This window comes from Burkholderia sp. AU33803 (assembly GCF_002223095.1).
Classification (GTDB): domain Bacteria; phylum Pseudomonadota; class Gammaproteobacteria; order Burkholderiales; family Burkholderiaceae; genus Burkholderia.
In genome coordinates this window covers 2,714,735-2,735,282 of the sequence record NZ_NKFJ01000006.1, presented here as the reverse complement: position 1 = coordinate 2,735,282, position 20,548 = coordinate 2,714,735, and the positions used below count along the sequence as shown (strand labels likewise).

16 protein-coding genes and 1 riboswitch are annotated in these 20,548 nt (G+C 66.1%); of the genes, 8 read left to right on the top strand and 8 right to left on the bottom strand.

The features are described 5' to 3' along the window. Positions 1 to 739: 739 nt before the first annotated feature. A complete protein-coding gene (locus tag CFB41_RS29570; RefSeq protein WP_089458902.1) occupies positions 740 to 2,164 on the top strand; it encodes a DHA2 family efflux MFS transporter permease subunit in 1,425 nt (474 codons plus the stop codon). A gap of 273 nt (positions 2,165 to 2,437) precedes the next feature. Here the strand turns inward: CFB41_RS29570 and CFB41_RS29565 are convergent, their stop codons facing one another. The 3 genes from CFB41_RS29565 to CFB41_RS29555 all read right to left on the bottom strand — a co-directional run bounded on the left by CFB41_RS29565 (position 2,438) and on the right by CFB41_RS29555 (position 5,865). Further along, positions 2,438 to 3,181, bottom strand: coding sequence for a 2OG-Fe(II) oxygenase (locus tag CFB41_RS29565; protein ID WP_089459037.1), 744 nt, complete (start codon positions 3,179 to 3,181; stop codon positions 2,438 to 2,440). A gap of 318 nt (positions 3,182 to 3,499) precedes the next feature. Further along, the gene (locus CFB41_RS29560; RefSeq protein WP_089441607.1) at positions 3,500 to 5,092 is read right to left on the bottom strand and encodes an inorganic phosphate transporter; all 1,593 of its coding nucleotides are present in this window, start codon (positions 5,090 to 5,092) and stop codon (positions 3,500 to 3,502) included. Between the two features lie 185 nt (positions 5,093 to 5,277). Continuing rightward, positions 5,278 to 5,865: a histidine phosphatase family protein gene (locus tag CFB41_RS29555; RefSeq protein WP_089458901.1), complete on the bottom strand. Its 588-nt coding sequence runs from the start codon at positions 5,863 to 5,865 to the stop codon at positions 5,278 to 5,280. A gap of 45 nt (positions 5,866 to 5,910) precedes the next feature. Further along, a riboswitch (cobalamin riboswitch) is annotated at positions 5,911 to 6,053 on the top strand. 32 nt (positions 6,054 to 6,085) lie between these two features. Here CFB41_RS29555 and CFB41_RS29550 point away from each other — a divergent pair. Then, positions 6,086 to 6,295 carry a CbtB-domain containing protein gene (locus tag CFB41_RS29550; RefSeq protein WP_006488502.1) on the top strand — a complete coding sequence of 70 codons (210 nt, stop codon included), beginning with the start codon at positions 6,086 to 6,088 and terminating at the stop codon, positions 6,293 to 6,295. 13 nt (positions 6,296 to 6,308) lie between these two features. Beyond that, positions 6,309 to 7,031, top strand: coding sequence for a CbtA family protein (locus CFB41_RS29545; RefSeq protein WP_089458900.1), 723 nt, complete (start codon positions 6,309 to 6,311; stop codon positions 7,029 to 7,031). A 22-nt stretch (positions 7,032 to 7,053) separates the two neighbouring features. Here CFB41_RS29545 and CFB41_RS29540 read toward each other — a convergent pair whose 3' ends face one another. Further along, positions 7,054 to 7,962, bottom strand: coding sequence for a LysR family transcriptional regulator (locus CFB41_RS29540; protein ID WP_089433228.1), 909 nt, complete (start codon positions 7,960 to 7,962; stop codon positions 7,054 to 7,056). A gap of 128 nt (positions 7,963 to 8,090) precedes the next feature. Between CFB41_RS29540 and metE the strand changes: the two genes are divergently transcribed. Next, the gene (gene metE, locus CFB41_RS29535; protein ID WP_089458899.1) at positions 8,091 to 10,385 is read left to right on the top strand and encodes a 5-methyltetrahydropteroyltriglutamate--homocysteine S-methyltransferase; all 2,295 of its coding nucleotides are present in this window, start codon (positions 8,091 to 8,093) and stop codon (positions 10,383 to 10,385) included. Between the two features lie 106 nt (positions 10,386 to 10,491). Here the strand turns inward: metE and CFB41_RS29530 are convergent, their stop codons facing one another. The 3 genes from CFB41_RS29530 to speB form a co-directional block, all read right to left on the bottom strand. Continuing rightward, positions 10,492 to 11,994: a cytosine permease gene (locus CFB41_RS29530; RefSeq protein WP_089458898.1), complete on the bottom strand. Its 1,503-nt coding sequence runs from the start codon at positions 11,992 to 11,994 to the stop codon at positions 10,492 to 10,494. 172 nt (positions 11,995 to 12,166) lie between these two features. Beyond that, positions 12,167 to 13,492, bottom strand: coding sequence for an MFS transporter (locus tag CFB41_RS29525; RefSeq protein WP_089458897.1), 1,326 nt, complete (start codon positions 13,490 to 13,492; stop codon positions 12,167 to 12,169). A gap of 54 nt (positions 13,493 to 13,546) precedes the next feature. Beyond that, positions 13,547 to 14,503 (bottom strand): agmatinase, encoded by a 957-nt coding sequence (gene speB / locus CFB41_RS29520; RefSeq protein WP_089458896.1) that lies wholly within the window; start codon positions 14,501 to 14,503, stop codon positions 13,547 to 13,549. A 134-nt stretch (positions 14,504 to 14,637) separates the two neighbouring features. Between speB and CFB41_RS29515 the strand changes: the two genes are divergently transcribed. Beyond that, positions 14,638 to 15,555, top strand: a complete 918-nt coding sequence (locus tag CFB41_RS29515) for a LysR family transcriptional regulator (protein ID WP_256941261.1) — start codon at positions 14,638 to 14,640, stop codon at positions 15,553 to 15,555. Between the two features lie 136 nt (positions 15,556 to 15,691). Here CFB41_RS29515 and CFB41_RS29510 read toward each other — a convergent pair whose 3' ends face one another. Next, a complete protein-coding gene (locus CFB41_RS29510) occupies positions 15,692 to 16,156 on the bottom strand; it encodes an Lrp/AsnC family transcriptional regulator (protein WP_046549763.1) in 465 nt (154 codons plus the stop codon). A 134-nt stretch (positions 16,157 to 16,290) separates the two neighbouring features. Between CFB41_RS29510 and CFB41_RS29505 the strand changes: the two genes are divergently transcribed. The 3 genes from CFB41_RS29505 (at position 16,291) to CFB41_RS29495 (ending at position 20,520) form a co-directional block, all read left to right on the top strand. Next, positions 16,291 to 16,917 carry a LysE family translocator gene (locus CFB41_RS29505; protein WP_089441614.1) on the top strand — a complete coding sequence of 209 codons (627 nt, stop codon included), beginning with the start codon at positions 16,291 to 16,293 and terminating at the stop codon, positions 16,915 to 16,917. A gap of 243 nt (positions 16,918 to 17,160) precedes the next feature. Then, positions 17,161 to 18,768, top strand: a complete 1,608-nt coding sequence (locus CFB41_RS29500; protein WP_089458895.1) for a protease pro-enzyme activation domain-containing protein — start codon at positions 17,161 to 17,163, stop codon at positions 18,766 to 18,768. Positions 18,769 to 18,843: 75 nt separating this feature from the next. Then, entirely contained in the window at positions 18,844 to 20,520 is a 1,677-nt protein-coding gene (locus CFB41_RS29495; protein WP_089458894.1) for a S10 family peptidase, read from the top strand. The last annotated feature ends 28 nt before the right edge of the window (positions 20,521 to 20,548 follow it).

The following is a 20,548-nucleotide window of genomic DNA, read 5'->3' as shown; positions in this document are numbered from 1 at the left end:
TCCCATCCCGAACAGGACCGTGAAACGACTCTACGCCGATGATAGTGCGGATTCCCGTGTGAAAGTAGGTAATCGTCAGGCTCCCTAAGCCAAGAACCCCCGCCCGAAAGGCGGGGGTTTTTGCATTGGCGCGGCAGAAATGCATGGGGGCGCGGAGTGGCCGGCCTGGCCATATCCAGGCGCCGAATACGTCGATTCAGACACCTGCCGTTCCCGAGAACTCGCCGCTCCCGGCACGCCAATCGGCCATTATCATCCGCGATCCCTTAGCCTATTGCTGCTATCTCCGATCAAAGCTGCAATTTCTCTCTCCGGCGCCTCGGTTAGTCTTAAGCGATCTACAGCTCGGTGCCACCGACATCTCCCGGTGCGCTCGCTACATCAACCGACACGCAGTGAGTGCTCATCTAACGTCGAACCATCCATAAATGGCCCAACAATGGCCGACGATGAGCGATGTTCGTCGAAAATTACCGGAAATTGATAAGTCTGGACGAAAGCCCTCCAGACCATCCACAGATCATTCGACACGTTGCGCCAACATGATCATCGACGCACGCAACGCACACAGTGCTAAGTCATCGTAAAAATCTATGCGCATAAAGTCCATTCGCGCGACATGCCCTACAGAGCAGGGCGCAAGCCCTTCGGGGTAATATCACCATTCGTCCCGATTCCCGGTGCTTCCAGGCATCCGTTGGCGGTCGGGGTCCGCCGTATTCCGTCTCCCGCACCGTTCATGACTGACAGCCCTGCCCAAAGTGGTCGGACGACCGACTTCTTGCCGTATCTCGTCGCCGCAACGTTCTTCATGGAGTACCTCGACACGACCGTGATCGCGACTGCGCTACCGCAAATGGCGCGCTCGTTTGGTGTCGGGCCGAACGCGCTGAGCCTCGGGATGACGGCCTACATGCTGGCGCTGGCAGTGTTCATCCCGATCAGCGGCTGGATTGCGGACCGCTATGGCTCGCGCACGGTGTTCGCCAGTGCAATCGTCGTCTTTACCGGTGCGTCGGTGCTGTGCGGGTTGTCCGAAGGTGTCGTGACCTTCACCGCTGCGCGCCTGCTGCAAGGCGTCGGCGGGGCGATGATGGTGCCGGTCGGGCGTATGATCGTCGTTCGCAGCACCGAGAAGGCGAAGCTGATGCGCGCGATCGCCACGATCACGTGGCCAGGCATCGTCGCTCCTGTCGTCGGGCCGCCGATCGGCGGCTTCATCACGACCTATGCTTCATGGCGGTGGATCTTCCTGCTGAACGTCCCGTTCGGCATTGCCGCACTGGTCTGCACCTGGCTGATCGTCCGGAACACGCGGGCCGACGAGCAGCGACCGCTCGACTGGGGCGGCTTCGTGCTCGCCGGGGGCGCGCTGACCTGTCTGCTGATCGGCACCGAAGCGGCCGGCCAGCAGGACGTCCACTTTACGCGCGCAGCCGTCCTGGTGGGCGCGAGCGTGCTGTTCGGCATCGCCGCCTGGTGGCATGCACAGCGTTGCGCGCATCCGCTGCTCGACTTCACGACATTGAAAGTGCCGACGTTCTCGGTGACCGTGATGACCGGGTCGATCACGAGGATGGCCATCAATGCCGTGCCGTACCTGCTGCCGCTGTTGTTCCAGATCGGTTTCGGGCTGTCGCCGTTCCAGTCCGGCCTGCTGCTGCTCGCGAGTGCGCTCGGCAATCTCGGGATGAAGGCGGGAACGTCGTGGATTCTCGACCGCTACGGCTTTCGGCGCGTCGCACTCGTCGACGTGACGATAGTCGGCCTCTTCACGATCGCATGCGGCTGGCTGACTGCATCGACGCCACTGGCGATCACGCTGTTCGTCGTATTCGTCTACGGACTGACGCGGTCGATGCAGTTCACGACGCTCGCGACGCTGGCCTATGCGGATATCCCGGCCCAGCAGACAAGCGCGGCCAGCACGCTGTGGAGCGCTGCTCAGCAGATGACGATCGGGATGGGCATTGCGTTCGGTGCGTTGTCGCTTCGACTCGCGGCGTTGGTGCGGGGCGATGCGGCCGGCATGCACTACGTGCTCGACGACTTTCGCTGGGCGTTCGTCGCAGCGGGCGTGCTCGCGTTGCTGACGTTGCCGGGCTATGCTCGGCTCGCCTCCGATGCGGGTGATCGATTGCGGGCGAATGTGGCGCGCGGGTAGGCCGGGTTCCCGTCGACCGCGTGCCGCGACAGGTGAGCGTATGGGCGCTCTGTCGCTCACTCCAGACAGGGGCCCAGCGCGCAGCGACCGTCTGACGAGAAACGAAACGGTCATCTGTCGTGGTGGCTGCCTGAACGGATCGTCTGGTGATACCCGTTCGCGAAGAACCCTGATCGATCACGCGCAATTGGCCCGTCGGATGCGCAGCATGTCCCGCGAGAATTCGCCTGCGTGGCAGATGGCGCGGCAGCGTCGTGCACGTTCCGTCAGCCGTCACTGCGCGTCATGGAAGATGATGCCGACCGTGTGGCGATGGCCGCTCCGAATCCGGCTGACGCCGTGACGCAGGTTGACGCGATAGACGCCGCGCGTTCCCTGCACGGGCCTGCCATGCACGGCGAAGATGACGGCGTCGCCTTGTGTCAGCGGCACCACTTCCGCGCGCGACTGCATGCGTGGTCGCTGTTCCGTCAGCACGAACTCCCCACCCGTGAAATCGCGGCCAGGCGCCGACAGCAGGATCGCGACCTGGAGCGGAAAGACGTGCTCGCCATACAGGTCCTGATGGAGGCAGTTGTAGTCGTCGGCGTCGTATTGCAGGATCAGCGGCGTCGGTCGCGTCTGTCCTGCTGCGTGGCAGCGATCGAGGAAGGTCGCGTGGTCTGCCGGATAGCGGACGTCGATTCCGAGTGCCTTGTTCCAGCGATTCCCGATGGGCGCGAGATGCGGGTAGAGCGTCGCACGCAGCTCGGCGACGACCGCGGGGAGCGGATACGCGAAATACTTGTATTCACCGCGACCGAAGCCGTGCCGCGCCATCACGACGCGCGAGCGATAGAGCGCATCGTGTGAATAGAGCGATGCGAGCGTCGCGCATTCGCTGGCCGAGAGCAGGCCCGGCACGCGCGCGCATCCGTAGCGATCGAGATCGGCGTCGACAGTCGTCCAGTCGATCGCGTCGACGCGTTGCGCAATTTCCAGTGACTCGACGGCAGGTTGCAGGTCGGCAATGTTCACGGGCATACCTCGGTTCGTCAGCAATGTGGCGCCATGCAGTCGTGCGGAATGCTTCGGGCACGTCGTCCGCACGGTCGAGTCCACGCTAAATGTTGATGAGCCCAGTCTACGGATATCGATGCGCCGGCGCGCTCCAGATCTTGCGCTTCAATTCGGGAAAGGGAGAGGGTGAGCATTCGCGACGGCATGGACGCACCGAATGCCTCGACGAGTCGGATTGGCGAGACGGGGAGGCGGAGAGACGGAACAGCGAGGGACGAGGGTCGAATCATCTCCAGCAGGTAGCCGGCTCCTCCCGGACACCCGCTGCATCACCGCTTACGCCACCGACCGGAACAGCCAGTAGAGCCCGCCCGCAAGCACGATCGACGCCGGCAGCGTCAGCACCCACGCCAGCACGAGGCTGCGCACCGTGCCCCACTGCAAGCCCGATCCGTTCGCCGCCATCGTGCCTGCGACGCCCGACGACAACACGTGCGTCGTCGACACCGGCAATCCGTACACGTCGGCCGCGCCGATCGTGAGCATCGCGACGAGTTCGGCCGATGCGCCCTGTCCGTACGTCAGATGCTGCTTGCCGATTTTCTCGCCGACGGTCACGACGATCCGCTTCCAGCCCACCATCGTGCCGAGGCCCAGTGCGATCGCGACCGCCACCTTCACCCACGTCGGAATGAACTTGGTCGCGTGGTCGAGCTGCTTGCGATAGTTGTCGATCGCGAGCTTGTCGTCGGCGGCGAACGCGGGCCGGCCGGACTTCTCGATCAGGCGGATGGCTTCGGAGACCAGATACATCGTGTTGCGCACGTTGTCGACGTCGCGTTGCGGCACGGCCGCCATCGAGCCCGATGCACCGACGGCGGTGGCGAGCGATGCGGACAACTGCTGTACGGCGGGGATCACGGCCGGCGTCAGTTCGCGATGCTGCACGTAAAGCTCGACGTCGGCACGCGGGTTCGCGGACGGTGCAACGCCGTTCGTGTACTTCCCGAACGTCGCGGCGGCCTGGTTCGCGACCGCCACGAAGGTCTGCGTCTCGGCCGGCGTGACGGCCTTGTTCAGCGCATAGGCGGTCGGCACCGTGCCGATCAGGATCAGCATGATGAGCCCCATCCCTTTCTGGCCGTCGTTCGAGCCGTGCGCGAACGACACGCCCGTGCAGGTCAGGATCAGCAGGCAACGAATCCAGAACGGCGGCGGCTGGTCCTTCGGCGGCTCCTTGTACAGCTCAGGAATCCGCACGAGGGTTTTCAGCACGAGCAGCAGCAGCGCCGCGCACAGGAAGCCGACGAGCGGCGAGAGCAGCAGCGACTTGCCGACGCCGAGCGCCTGGCCCCAGTCGACGCCGCTCGTGCCGGACGGCCCGTGCATCAGCTGGTTCATCAGCCCGACGCCGATGATCGACCCGATCAGCGTATGCGAGCTCGACGACGGCAACCCGAAATACCAGGTCGCGAGGTTCCAGACGATCGCGGCGATCAGCAGCGCGAACACCATCGCGAAGCCCGCACCGCTGCCGACCTGCAGGATCAGCTCGACCGGCAGCAGTTGCAGGATGCCGAACGCGACGGCGCCGCTCGAGATCATCACGCCGAGGAAGTTCCACAGGCCGGACCAGATCACCGCGACGTTCGGTGTCAGCGAGTGCGTATAGATCACGGTGGCCACCGCGTTCGCGGTGTCGTGGAAACCGTTGACGAATTCGAAGCCGAGTGCGATCAGCAGCGCGGCGCCGAGCATCAGGTACGGGAACAGCGATCCTTCGCGCATCGGCGACAGATCGTCGATCAGGTGCGTGGCGATATAGATCGCACCGATCGCGAGCACCAGCAGGAAGACGGCGTAGCCGAGCTGCCTGGTGCGCTCGACGGAACCCGAATTGTTCGGGGCAGACGAAGCAGGCTGATTCATGACGGTATCTCGTAAGGGAACCGCGACCGATCCTAGCTTCGGCTAGCAGTCAGTTTGATGACAGCAGGGACAACGAACGGCGTGTCTTGCAGCGACGTAAGGTGAACATCGCCAGGCAATTGCGATACGACGCGACCCGTCGGCTCGGGTCGTGCCCGATATGGCGAACGCGACACGGCGGGCGGCTACGTCGCAGTGTCGCGCCGGTCGTCGGCGGCGATCAACGTCCATCCGTGCGGCGACGCAGCGAAAGTCGTGCACGACAGTGGTGCGACGTCGATGCGGATTGCCGCGCCGGGATCCATTCGCAGCGCATGCGCGACGGCCGCGCGAACGAGCGGCGCATGCGTGATGGCGACGATGTCGCGGCCGTGTTGCAGCGCGTTCAACCATGTGCCGACGCGGCGCATCGCTGCATCGAACGATTCGCCGCCATGCGGCGACGCGGAGGGATCGCCGATCCACGCGGCCACTTCGTCAGGCCGGTCGCGTGCGAGGTCGTGCAGCCGCTTGCCGCGCCAGTTTCGGTAATCGATGTCGCGCAGCGCGTCGTCGATGTCGGCACGCAGGCCGAGCGCATCGGCGGTCTGCACCGCACAGCGGGCCGGGCTGCACAGCACGCGCGCGCCGGTCACGCGTGCCCACCGGTCGTGCAGCGCCGCGGCGTCGGCGAGCCCGTGCGCGTCGAGCGGGTCGTCGTCGGGAAACGTACCGGTGCGCATTGCCCGGGTCGAGGCGTGCGCGATCAGGCGCAGCGAGGCAGGCATGTTCATGTCGTTGTTCGGATGATCCGGGACGAGTGAATGCGATCGCCGGTCGCCGCTTCAATACGCGAACGTTCGCGCGTACAATTCGCCCGATACGAAACGCGGAAGCCGGTGCAATTCCGGCGCGGTCGCGCCACTGTAACCGGTGATCCATGATCCCGGAAGCCAGACCTGCCTTCGTACCCATCCAACATTTGTCGGGGCGCGATTCCCCTGAGGTGCATCCATGAGCGAAGCAGTGCTGAAGCCGGCGGTCGTGCCGGCACCCATCCCCGTCCGCGAACTGTTGCCGTGGGCCGTGTTCGTCGGCCTGATCCTGTTGCTCGCGCTGTATTTCGTCGGTGCGGAACAAGGCGCGACGTCGCTGGTGCCGGGCATGTATGTCCACGAGTTCGTCCACGACGGCCGCCATCTGCTCGGCTTCCCCTGCCACTGACGCGGAGTTCACGATGGTCGGAAAGCTGCTCATGCGCGGGATGCTCGCAGGCATCGCCGCAGGCCTCCTCACGTTCGGTTTCGCGAAAATAGTCGGCGAACCGCAAGTCGATCAGGCAATCTCCTTCGAGGAAAAAACCGAAGCCGCCCGAGGCGAAGCACCGGAACCCGAACTGGTCAGCCGCCACACGCAAGCCGGCCTCGGTCTGCTGACGGGCGTCGTGACCTACGGCGCGGCATTCGGCGGGCTGTTCTCGCTCGTCTTTGCGTATGCGTATGGCCGCGGCAGCCGTCTCCCGGCTCGGCCGCTGGCTGCGTGGCTCGCGCTGGCTTCGTTCGTCTCGCTCGTGATCGTGCCGAACCTCAAGTACCCGGCCAATCCGCCGTCGGTCGGCGACCCCGACACGATCGGCTATCGCACGGGGTTGTTCTTCCTGATGATCGCGATCTCGGTCGCGACGATGGTGTTCTCGGTCAGCGTGCGCCGCCATCTGCTGGCGAAGCTCGGGCAGTGGAACGCGTCGATCGTCGCCGGGCTCGTGTTCGTCGCGATCATCGCGGCCGTGCAGATCGGGTTGCCGTCGGTCAGCGAGTTGCCGGCCGAGTTCCCGGCGGCCTTGCTGTGGAAGTTCCGCGTGGCGGCCATCGGCATGCAGGTGATCATGTGGACGACGATCGGCCTGCTGTTCGGCGCGTGGGTCGAGCGCGGCGAACGCATCGGCATGCGCGCCGCCTGACGCACTGCGCAACGAAGCGCGCCTAGCGCAGCATGCGCGGCGCGCTCCACGTCGATTCGCGCGCGAGCGCGACGAACGCGGCCAGATAGTCGATCGATGCATCTGCTTCGCGGATGCCGAGGAAGATCTGCTTCGCGATCCCTTTCTTGCCCAGCTTGACCGGCACGACCGGCATCCGGTCCGCGTATTCGTCGGCAAGCCATCTCGGCAGCGCGGCCACGCCGCGCCCGCTCGCCACCATCTGCAGCATGATGTCGGTCGTCTCGATCGACTTGTGTCGCCTCGGCACGATGCCGGCTGGCGTCAGGAACTGGTTGTAGATGTCGAGCCGGTCGGTTTCGACCGGGTAGGTGATCAGGATCTCGTCGGTCAGCTGCTCGGGCGTCACGTAGTCGGCGTTCGCGAACCGGTGTGAATCGGCGACCACCAGCACCTGCTCGTAATCGAACACAGGGTCGAAGCGCAGGCCCGGCTTGTTCAGCGGATCGGGCGTCACGAGCACGTCGATGTCATAGCCGAACAGCGCGCCGATGCCGCCGAACTGGAAGCGCTGCTTCACGTCCACGTCGACGTCGGGCCAGCGCGACAGGTAGGGCGACACGACCTTCAGCAGCCACTGGTAGCACGGGTGGCACTCCATCCCGATGCGCAGCGTGCCGCGCTCGCCCTTCGCGTACTGCTTCATCCGCTCCTCGGCCAGCTCGAACTGCGGCAGCAACCGGTGCGCCAGCTTCAGCAGATACTGCCCGCCCTGCGTGAGCCGCAGGCCGCGACCCTCCCGATCCCAGATCGGCGTGCCGAGCTGCTGCTCGATTTTCCGGACGGTATGGCTGAGCGCCGATTGCGTGAGGTGCAGCGCATGGGCGGCCGCGGTCAGCGAGCCCTGGCGCTCGACCTCACGAATGACGACGAGATGGAATCGTTCCAGCATGGACATCGCTCGCGCAACAAATGCATGAATAACTTTAATGAATGAATGAAATAATGCCATTTTATTTCATGGTTTGAAATCCCTATCATGGCTCCCGGACATTCAATTTCTCTTCTGGACGGCAGCTCATGGTCACGACACACAACCTCGGTTTTCCGCGCATCGGCGCGAAGCGCGAACTCAAGTTCGGTCTCGAACGCTACTGGAAAGGCGAATCGTCGCGCGACGAGCTGAAGGCGCTGGGCGCCGAGTTGCGCCAGCGTCACTGGAACGACCAGCGCGGTCTGGACCTGGTGCCGATCGGCGACTTCGCGTTCTACGATCAGGTGCTCGACATGAGCTTCACGCTCGGCAACCTGCCGAAGCGCGTGCAGGGTTTTCACGGCGACGTGCTCGACAACTATTTCCGTGTCGCGCGCGGCCGTTCGGCGCAGTCGGCGGACGCGCATGCCGCGTGCTGCGGCGGCGTCGCGGCCGGTGAAATGACGAAGTGGTTCGATACGAACTACCACTACATCGTGCCGGAATTTCACGCGGACACGAACTTCTCGCTCGACCCGTCGCGCCTGCTCCAGCAACTGGCGGAAGCGCAGGCGCAGGGCGTGGCTGCGAAGCCGGTGATCCTCGGCCCCGTCACGTATCTGTGGCTCGGCAAGGCGAAGGATGATTCCGACCGCCTCGCACTGCTGCCGAAGCTGTTGCCCGTGTACGGCGCGCTGCTCGACACGCTGACCGCGCAGGGCGTCGAATGGGTGCAGATCGACGAGCCAATCCTCGTCACCGAACTCGACGACGAATGGCAACAAGCGTTCAGGACCGCATACGCCGCGCTCGAAACGCGCCGCATCAAGGTGCTGCTCGCGACGTATTTCGGCCAACTGCAGGGCAATCTGGCGCTCGCGAGCTCGCTGTCGGTCGACGGCCTGCATATCGATGCGATCAACGCACGCGATGACGTCGACGCGCTGGTGCGTGACCTGCCGGCCGGGCGCGTGCTGTCGGTGGGCGCGATCAACGGCCGCAACATCTGGAAGACCGACCTGAACGCGACGCTCGACTGGCTCGAGCCGCTCGCGAAGCAACTGGGCGATCGCCTATGGCTCGCACCGTCGTGCTCGCTGCTGCACGTGCCGGTCGATCTCGCGAGCGAGGAGAAGCTCGATGCGGAAATCCGTTCGTGGCTCGCGTTCGCGCTGCAGAAGCTCGACGAGCTGAAGGTCCTCGCGACCGCACTGAACGAAGGCCGCGACAAGGTGGCCGACGCGCTGGCCGCGAACGCCGCCGCGATTCATTCGCGCCGCCAGTCGCCGCGCGTGAACAACCCGGCGGTGAAGGCCGCGATCGCCCGGATCGACGCGCAGCTCGGCAACCGCGCGAGCCCCTATCCGCAGCGCGCGCCGAAGCAGTCGGCACGCCTGAACCTGCCGGCGTTCCCGACGACGACGATTGGCTCGTTCCCGCAGACCGGCGAAATCCGTCAGGCCCGCAGCCAGTTCAAGGCCGGCGCGCTGGATGAAGCCGGTTATCGCGCGGCGATGCAGGCCGAGATCGAACGCAGCGTGCGCGAACAGGAATCGCTCGAACTCGACGTGCTCGTGCACGGCGAAGCCGAGCGCAACGACATGGTCGAGTACTTCGGCGAGCAGCTCGACGGCTACGCGTTCAGCCAGTTCGGCTGGGTGCAGTCGTACGGTTCGCGCTGCGTGAAGCCGCCGATCCTGTTCGGCGACATCAGCCGCCCGAAGGCGATGACGGTCGAATGGATCACGTACGCGCAGTCGCTGACGAACAAGCCGATGAAGGGCATGCTGACCGGCCCGGTGACGATCCTGAACTGGTCGTTCGTGCGCGACGACCAGCCGCGCTCGGTGTCGTGCTACCAGCTTGCGCTGGCGATCCGTGAAGAAGTGCTCGATCTCGAGAAGGCCGGCGTGCGCGTGATCCAGATCGACGAGGCCGCACTGCGCGAAGGGCTGCCGCTGCGCCGCGCGCAGTGGGGCGAGTACCTGAAGTGGGCGGTCGAATCGTTCCGCATTGCCGCGAACGGCGTGCAGGACGATACGCAGATCCACACGCACATGTGCTATTCGGAGTTCAACGACATCATCGCGTCGATCGCCGACATGGATGCGGACGTGATCACGATCGAGACGTCGCGCTCGGACATGGAGCTGCTCGATGCGTTCGACACCTTCAAGTATCCGAACGAAATCGGGCCTGGCGTGTACGACATTCATTCGCCGAACATCCCGACGCAGGCGCACATCGTCGGCCTGATGAAGAAGGCGGCCGAGCGGATTCCGGCTGAACGCCTGTGGGTGAACCCGGACTGCGGCCTGAAGACGCGCCAGTGGGCGGAAGTGATTCCGGCGCTGACGAACATGGTCGCCGCCGCGAAGACGCTGCGCAACGCGGTGCAATAACGCGCGCAGGTTGCGTGCCGGCCGCCGCGCTCGATGATCGGGCGGCGCGGCCGGCGGCGTGACTTATGTCGTGACGGGCTGGCCCGGTGTCACGGGCACTGCGTGATCATGCGCGCTCGTGTTCGAGGGGCCCGGCGAGCGTTTCAGGAGAGGGCGTCTCGGCAATGATGCGGCGTTCGCGTGCGAGGTCGAGCGACCGCGACAGCAGCCAGTACGCAGCGCCCGCGACCACCAGGCCGACGAGCCACGCGATATCCACACCGCCGAGCAGGCGAGCGAACGGCCCGACGAAAATCTCGCGGTTCGCCTCGGCGTCGAAGATGTAGAAGAACGGCACCATCGCCGCGAAGCCGACGAGGTAGGCGACGATGCCGCGCGGTTGCCACGCGCCGTAGAGCCCGTTCGGCATGAAGAAGTGCGCGATCGCATAGTGACCGCGGCGCACGAAGAAATAGTCGACGAGATTCACGGCGGTCCACGGCACGAGGAAGTAGAGCATCAGCGTGAGGAACGTCTGCAGGAGCGCGATGCCGTTGCCGCGGATCGCGAATACGCAGGCCAGCACGAACGTGCTGATCGCGATGATCGATGCGACGCGCGCGCGACGCGTCGGCCGGATCGGCACGATCGAATCGGCGGCGGTCAGTACGGTCAGCATCGCGCTGTACGCGTTGAGCGCGATGATCGGCAGGAAGCCGACCAGCGAGACGATCGCGATCAGCTTGCCGAGACCCGGCACGAGCGACGTGCCGACGTCGTTCATCGCGACCAGCGCATCGGCCGCATGCAGCTTCTGCGCGAGCCACGCGCCGAGGCCGATCATCCAGGTGCCCGACAGCGACGCGCCGGCGAAGATCACGGCGATCAGCTTCGCGCGGCTCGTGTTTTTCGGCAGATAACGCGAATAGTCCGACACATACGGAGCATATGAAATGTTGTAGCTCGCGGCGATCGCGAATTGCGTTGCGAACGCGATCCAGCTGAAGCCCGGAGCGGCAACCGGTGCAACGGTAGTGGGTGCCGGCGTCGCATGGCCGAACGCGAGTGCGAGTGTCACGAGCGCATAGAGCGGCAGTGTCGCGATCAGCGCCCATGTGAAAGTCCGATGCATCAGGTCATGGCCGTAGATGGCGAGCAGCGCACCCGTCGTCACGGCGGCGATGGCGACGAAGCCGCCATCGATGCCGAATACGTTGTGCACGCCGTCGACCATCAACGACACGTTGACGACATTGAAGCCGACGAACACGAACAACGTCGCGAGCAGCGCGACGATCACGCCGCGATAGCCGAACTGCGCGCGCGACTGGATCATCTGCGGCAGCCCCATCTCGGGCCCCTGCGAGCCGTGAAACGCCATGAAGATCGTGCCGAACATGATCCCGAGCGCGCCCGCGAGCGTCGTCCAGCCGGCGGACAGGCCCATGCCGGGCCCGACGAAGCCGATCGAGATCGTGAAGAAATGGAAGTTGCCGAGGAACCAGAACGGGCCCTGGCTGGCGAGTTTCGCGTGGCGCTCGTGTTCGGGAATGTAGTCGATCGAGTGGTGCTCGATCGCAAGGCCGGCCGATTCGGTGCGGCCGAAATCGAGCGTGTCGGGGCGGGTCATGACGACTTGTCTCCTTGGTCGTGCGCGGTTCGGCAGAGCGACCGCGTGCGCCAGCCTGCCGCGACGTCTGCGTGGCAAGCGATGAATAGCGTGGAACCGGGAGGCGGTGCGACGCACCGCCGAGGCGTGCAACGAAAAACGGGCAGGCGAGGCGCCTGCCCGTTGCGAGCGGTTACGCGGTGCGTGTGCCGCGCGGCAGCGGCGTTTCCTTCTGGTTTGTCGCACCCGCATCGTCGATGCTCACGCGGCGCGAGATCAGCCACACGCACAGCGACGACAGGATCGCCGCGCTCGTGTACTGGAGCGCGAGCGGCCACCATTGCGGCGCGGTGTTCTGCGCGATGATGGTCGCGACGAGCGGCGTGAGGCCGCCGGCGAGCGCGCCGCACACCTGGTACGCGATCGAGATCGCCGTGTAGCGGATGCGTGCGACGAAGATGCCGCTGACGAAGCCCGCGACCACCGAGTAGTAGCCCGATTCCGCGAGCGTCGCGAGGCCGACGCCGACCGTGATCGACAGCGGCGTGCCCATGTGCACGAGCGGCAGCATGACGAACGGGACGATCGCGGCCCAAGCGCCGGTGATCAGCAGCACGCGCGTGGTGCCGAAGCGCTGCGCGAGGAACGCGGCCGCGAGCTGCACGACGAACTGCAGCACGGCGACGACCGTCATGCAATGCAGCACCATCGACCGGTCGAGCGACAGGAACTGCGTCGCGTAGCTGATCATGAAGATGTTGCTGAAATACACGCCGGCGATGCCGTACACGTTCGCGCCGATCGCGAGCAGCAGCAGCGGCCAGTACTTGAGCGCTTCGCGCAGCGGCTTTTGCGCGATGTTGCCGCTCTTCTTGACTTCCTCGAACTCGGGAGACTCGGACACGCTCGCGCGGATCACGAAGCCGACGATCAGCAGTACGGAGCTTGCCAGGAACGGCACGCGCCAGCCCCAGCTCATCATGTCTTCCTTCGACAGCGTGCTGATCGCGCCGAACGCGAGCATCGACAGGATCAGGCCGCTCGCGCTGCCGAGCTGCGCGAACGACGCGAAGAACGTGCGCTTGCCTTCCGGCGCATGCTCGCCGGCGAGCAGCACCGCGCCGCCCCATTCGCCGCCGACCGCGATGCCTTGCAGCACGCGCATCAGCACGAGCAGGATCGGGGCGATCACCCCGGCTTGCGCATGCGTCGGCAGCAGGCCGATCGCGACGGTCGACACGGCCATCAGCATCAGCGTCGCGAGCAGCGAGCGCTTGCGGCCGAAGCGGTCGCCGAGGTAGCCGAACATCACGCCGCCGAGCGGCCGTGCGAAGAAGCCGACCGCGAACGAGCCGAACGACGCGAGCAGGCTGATGAAGCGGTTTTCGCCGGGGAAGAACAGCGGCCCGAACACGATGGCGGCGGCGGTCGCGTAGCTATAGAAGTCGTACCACTCGATCGTGGTGCCGACGAACGACGCGAGCGCCGCCCGCTTGGGTTGCTTGACGGAAGTCCCCATCTTTATGTGTGCTCCTCTGAATCCTCTGATTTGGAATAGGTGGCGGCGCGGGGATCAGTCGCGGTACGCGACGCCCGGCAGCACGCACAGCAGCTCGTACGCGAGGTTCGCGCCGAGCAGCGCCGTGGTGCCGAACGGGTCGTACGGCGGCGCGACTTCGACGAGATCGCAGCCGACGATGTTCAGCCCCTTCGCGCCGCGGATGATCTCGAGCGCCTGCGGCACCGTGAGGCCCGCGATTTCCGGCGTGCCGGTGCCGGGCGCGTAGGCCGGGTCGATGCCGTCGATGTCGAAGCTGATGTAGACGGGCGTGCCGCCGACGCGCGCGCGCACTTCTTCCATCAGCGGCGCGAGCGACTTGTTCCAGCATTCCTCGGCCTGGACGACGCGGAAGCCCTGCTCGCGGCACCAGTCGAAATCCTCGGCGGCGTAACCGGTGCCGCGCAGGCCGATCTGCGTGACCTTGTCGCCGTGCAGCAGGCCTTCCTCGACCGCGCGGCGGAACGGCGTGCCGTGCGCGATCTTTTCGCCCATCATCGTATCGTTCACATCGGCGTGTGCATCGACGTGGATCAATGCAACCTTGCCGTGCTTGCGGTGAATCGCGCGGAGGATCGGCAGCGCGATCGTATGGTCGCCGCCGAGCGTGATCGGCTTGCAGTCGTGCTCGAGGATCGCGTCGTACGCCGCTTCGATGCGCGCGATGGAATCGTGCAGGTTGTACGGATTGATCGCGACGTCGCCGATGTCGGCGATCTGCAGCGAGTCGAACGGTGCCGCGCGCGTGGCCATGTTGTACGGGCGCAGCAGCACGGATTCGGTACGGATCTGGCGCGGGCCGAAACGCGCGCCGGTGCGGTTGGAGGTGCCGAGATCGAACGGCACGCCGACGAAACAGGCGTCGAGGCCTTCGGCGCTCGCCACGTGCGGCAGGCGCATCATCGTCGCGATGCCGCCGCAGCGCGGCATTTCATTGCCGCCGAGCGGCTGGAAATGGGTGTGGTCGTTCATGGGGCTGTCTCTTCCGATGTGGGGTTGCCGTATCATGCGACGCGGCTTGACGCACAGTTTTACGCGCTCGGCCCGGAAAGAAGAATGCGAAGATATCGACGTAAACATCGATTTTCATCGATGTATGGAAGGGGATGAATGTGCTGGGGAACCTGTCGACCCTCGATCTGCGGTTGATCCGCGTGTTTCTCGCGGTCACGGACGCGGGCGGCGTCTCGGCCGCGCAGGCGGTGCTGAACGTCGGGCAGTCGACGATCAGCGCGCAGCTTTCGTCGCTCGAGACGCGGCTCGGCTACCGGCTCTGCGAGCGCGGCCGTAGCGGCTTCCGGCTCACGCCGAAGGGCGAGCGGTTTCACGCGATGAGCCGCAAGTTGCTCGCCGCGCTCGACGAATTCGGGATGGCCGCGCGGCACATGGACCGCCAGCTGGTCGGCACGCTGCACATCGGCCTGATCGGCCATACGCCGGTGAGCCAGAACGCGCGGATCGCCGAGGCGATCGCCGCGTTTCGCACCCGCGACGAGGCCGTGCGTTTCTCGATTTCCGTGCGCGCGCCGGGGGATCTCGAGGAGAAGCTGCTGAGCGACGAGATCCAGATCGCGGTCGGCTACTTCTGGCACCGGGTGCCGTCGCTGCACTACACGCCGCTGTTCATCGAGCGCCAGGTTGCGTACTGCGGGCGCGGCCATCCGCTGTTCGACGGCGCCGGCGAGTTGACGCCGGCCGACGTCGCGGGCTTCGAATGGGCGTGGCGCTCGTATCCGCTGCCCGAAGCGCAGATGTCGACGACGCCCGACCGCGTGACCGCGACCGCCGACAACATGGAGGCCGTCGCGCTGCTGATCCTGTCCGGCCATCACCTCGGCTACCTGCCGCAGCACTTCGCGGCGCCTTACGTCGCGCAAGGGCTGCTCACGCCGCTCAATCCGGAGCAACTGCGCTACGACGTGACGTTCCACATGGTCGTCGCGCCCAACGGGCGCGGCAATCCGCTCGTGGAAGCGTTTCTCGAGGATCTCGAACGCGCGCACCAGCCGCCCGACATCGCATAGGCTGCCGGTCTCCACAATGTGGACGAGTGTTGCGGCGGCGCGGCCCGACTCGGCCCGACGCGGTCCACATCGATCGGCGTCGACGTGACGGACCGGGCAACGGGATCGGCTTGCGGGTGGCGTCCGCCCGCCGGCATCACGGCACCGGCAGCCCCGCGTCGTGCTTGACCTCGCGCAGCGACAGCGCCGATTCGATCGACGTCACGCCCGGCAGCATCCGCAGCGATTCGCGCAGGAACGTGCCGTAGTCGTCGAGATCGCGCGCCACGACCTGCAGCAGATAGTCGGCCGTGCCCGCCACGTTGTGGCACGCCAGAATCCGCTCGATGCCAAGGACTTCCCGCTCGAAGCGGTCGGCGGTCTTGCGATCGTGCGTCGCGAACCGCACGAGCACGAATGCGACGACGCCGAAACCGAGCGCCTGGCGTGACAACTGCGCGCGGTAGCGCTCGATGTAGCCGTCGTTTTCGAGGCGCTTCAGGCGCCGCGCGCAGGGCGTCTCGGAAAGGCCCACGGAATCGGCCAGGCGCGCGATCGGCAGGCGGCCGTCGCGCTGCACCGCGGCAAGGATGGCGCGGTCGGTTTTGTCGAGTTCGGTCATGTTGGCGGAATCCTTTTATGGATTGCATGATTGTGGCGGATTCCCCTACGGTTCGCCAATCCTGAACCAAAGATGGCCAATAATCCCTCGTACTCTGGCGGCAACATATCGTCGTAAGAGGACAGGGGCAGACCATGATTTCCACGCATTTGCTGTTGATTTATCTCGCCGCGCTGGCGGCCATTTACGCGGTGCCGGGGCCGGACATGGCACTCGTGCTGCAGACCAGCATCGGCCGCGGCGTGCGGCCGGGGATGGCGGCGGCGGCCGGCCTGTCGCTCGCGCGCACGGCGCACGTGACGCTGTCCGCCTGCGGCGTCGCGGCGCTGATCCGCAGCGCGCCGTGGCTGTACGAAGTGATCCGCTACGGCGGCGCGCTCTATCTCGCCTATGTCGCGATCCAGGTGTTCCGCTCCCCCGTGTTCGCGCTCGGCGACGGCGATGCGGCGGCCTCGGCGGACGCGCTGCGCCAGTCGTTCGTGAAGGGCCTGCTCACCAACCTGCTGAACCCGAAGGCGCTGCTGTTCTGCTCGGTGCTGCTGCCGCAGTTCGTGCGCCCCGAGGCCGGGCCGGTCGTGCTGCAGATGTTCGAGCTGGGCGCGCTGCTGGTGGCGGCCGGCGTGTGCTTCGACCTCGCGTGCGTGTTCGGCGCGTCGCGGATCGCCGCGTGGATGCGCGCGCATCCGCTCGCGCAGACGGTGCAGCGCTGGACGTTTTCCGCCGCGCTGATCGGCTTCGCGCTGCGCCTGTCGATGGACTGAGACCCGATGCGGCGTTGCGCCGGCGCAGGTCGCGCGGCGCGGCGCCGCACGCGATGCAGGCCGCGCGCAATGTCGGCCCGCGCGTGCGCCCCGTCGCAGAACGGCGTGCGCGCAAATCGTCTGACTGTTCTAAACTCCCTGTTACTTCGCGCTGCGCGAACCGACCGAACGGAACCGTCTCCCGCCGGCCCTGTCCGATTTCCTGGCTGTTCCGTGCAACGCGGTACCAAGGAGGGTCTGAACATGGCAAGGCATCTTCACGCCGACCGTGAACCCCGAATCGTCGCCGAGTCCAAGTGCCTCGGCCCGTGCGATCCGGCAGAACGCATCCACGTCACGATCATGTTGCGGCGGCAGGAAGAAGGGCAACTCGATACGCTGCTTCACCAGCTCGCCACCGGCGACGCGCAAGCGAAACCGGTGTCGCGCGCCACCTTCGCGCAACGCTTTTCCGCCAATCCCGACGATATTCGCAAGGCCGAGGACTTCGCGCGTCGTCATCAGCTGACGGTCGATCGCGTCGATCCCGTTGAAAGCGTGGTCGTGCTGTCCGGCACGATCCAGCAGTTCGAAGCCGCGTTCAGCGTCAAGCTCGAGCGCTTCGAGCATCGGTCGATCGGCCAGTATCGCGGCCGCTCCGGCCCGATCGCGCTGCCCGACGAACTCGGCGATGCCGTCACGGCCGTGCTCGGCCTCGACAGCCGTCCGCAGGCGCGGCCGCACTTCCGGCTGCGGCCGCCGTTCAAGCCCGCGCGCGGCGGCGCATCGAGCGTCACGTTCACCCCGATCCAGCTGGCCTCGCTGTACGGCTTTCCGGCCGGCGACGGCGCCGGGCAATGCATCGCGATCATCGAGCTCGGCGGCGGCTACCGCGCGGCCGACATCCAGCAGTATTTCCGCGGGCTCGGCATCACGACGCCGCCGACGCTCGTCGACGTGAACGTCGGCACCGGCCGCAACACGCCGACCGGCGACCCGAGCGGCCCGGACGGCGAAGTCGCGCTCGACATCGAGATCGCCGGCGCGATCGCGCCGGCCGCGAAGATCGCCGTCTACTTCGCGCCGAACAGCGACGCGGGCTTCATCCAGGCCGTCAACGCGGCCGTCAGCGACACGACCAACAAGCCGTCGGTGATCTCGATCAGCTGGGGCGGCCCGGAGGCGATCTGGCAGGCGCAGTCCGCGCAGGCGTTCAACCGCGTGCTGCAGGCGGCCGCCGCGCAGGGCATCACGGTGTGCGCGGCATCGGGCGACAGCGGTTCGGGCGACGGGCTGCAGGACGGCGCCGATCATGTCGACTTCCCCGCCTCGAGCCCGTACGTGCTCGGCTGCGGCGGCACGCAGCTCGACGCGCTGCCCGGGCAGGGCATCCGCAGCGAGGTCACGTGGAACGACGAGGCGGCCGGCGGCGGCGCGGGCGGGGGCGGCGTCAGCACGCTGTTCGACCTGCCGGCGTGGCAGCAGGGGCTCACCGTCACGCGCGCCGACGGCAGCAGCGGACCGCTCGCGAAACGCGGTGTGCCGGACGTGGCCGGCGACGCGTCGCCGCAGACCGGCTACGAAGTGTCGATCGCCGGCACGGCCACGGTGATGGGCGGCACGAGCGCGGTCGCGCCGCTGTGGGCCGCGCTGATTGCACGGATCAATGCGGCGGCGAGTGCGGCGGCGGGCGGTGCGACTGCCGGCTGGATCAATCCGGTGCTTTACAAGAATCCGGGTGCGCTGCGCGACATCACGCAGGGATCGAACGGTACGTACGTGGCCGCGCAGGGCTGGGATGCGTGTACGGGCCTCGGCAGCCCGAACGGCGCGCAGCTCGCCGCGATCCTGACGCGCAAGCCGTCGAGCTGACGGCCGCGGGAGACGTCTTTCCGTATGGCGCGGGCTTCCGGTCCGCGCCTTTTTCTCACCTCCAGGAGCAGCACGATGGGCATCGATTCCGCATCTTCCGGCGGCGTGTATCCGCTGCATCACGGCGACCACAACTCGCATGGCGTGCCGCCGACCATCAACCCGGTCGCGCTGAGCCACGGGCGCGACCAGCCGTTCTTCGATCCGGTCGCGTACGGCAATGGTCCCGACGACTCGGTGACCGACACGACCGAGGCGGCCGCGATCACGCATCACACGATCCTGATCGACGGGAAGCGCATCGCGTACACGGCGACGGCCGGCCACCTCGTGACGGTCGACCCGAGCAGTTCGCAGCCGGCCGCGAAGCTCTTCTACGTCGCGTTCACGGCCGACGGCGCGAAGGAAGAAACGCGGCCCGTGACGTTCTTCTATAACGGCGGGCCGGGCTCGTCGTCGGTGTTCGTGCTGCTGGGCTCGTTCGCGCCGAAGCGCATCAAGACGTCGATGCCGGGCTTCACGCCGCCCGCGCCGTACCAGATGGAAGACAACCCGGACAGCATGATCGACCACAGCGACCTGGTGTTCATCAACCCGGTCGGTACCGGCTATTCGGCAGCGGTTGCGCCGAACAAGAACCGCAACTTCTGGGGCGTCGACCAGGATGCGGATTCGCTGAAGCAGTTCATCAAGCGCTACCTGACGAAGAACAACCGCTGGAATTCGCCGAAATACCTGTTCGGCGAATCGTACGGCACCGCACGCAGCTGCGTGCTCGCGTACAAGCTGCACGAGGACGGCGTCGACCTGAACGGCATCACGCTGCAGTCGTCGATCCTCGACTACCGGCAGGCCGGCAACCCGGTCGGCGCGCTGCCGACCGCCGCGGCCGATGCGTGGTATCACAAGAAACTCGGCGTCACGCCGGCGCCGACCGATCTCGGCGCGTTCGTCGAGGAAGTCGCGCAGTTCGCGCGCACCGACTACCTGACCGCATTGCGCAACGTGCCGCATGCCGACCCGGCCGCCGTAAAGAAGCTGTCGCAATACACGGGCATCGACACGGCGACGCTGCAGACGTGGGGGCTCGATATTGCCGGTTACAACACGCGCGGCAATTCGCTGTTCCTGACGACGTTGCTGCAGGCACAGGGGCTGGCGCTCGGTTCGTACGACGGCCGCGTGACCGGGATCTCGTCGGGCATCGCCGGCAAGATCGACCCGAACTCCGGCGGCAACGATCCGACGATGACGGCCGTGACGGGCGTCTATACGGCGATGTGGAACAGCTACCTGAACGAGCAGTTGAAGTTCACGTCGAGTTCCGCGTTCACCGATCTGAACGACCAGGCGTTCCAGAACTGGGATTTCCACCACATCGACCCGACCGGCGCGCAGCAGGGCATCGATGCGCAGGGGAACGTGATCCTCTACACGGCCGGCGATCTCGCGGCGGTGATGGCGTTGAACGTCGACCTGAAGGTGTTGTCGGCGAACGGCCTCTACGATTTCGTCACGCCGTTCTACCAGACCGTGATCGACCTGCAGCAAATGCCGCTCGAGGATCAGAAGGTGCGGCAGAACCTGTCCGCGCGTTTCTATCCGTCGGGGCACATGGTGTATCTCGACGGCGGCTCGCGTACCGCGCTCAAGCGCGATCTCGCGGCGATGTACGACGCGACGGTCAGCGACACGGGCGCGCGGATGCGGATTCGTGCGCTGCAGGCGACGAAGTCGGGCGGGCACGCGTAACGGTGCCCGTCAGTAATACGCCGCGCGC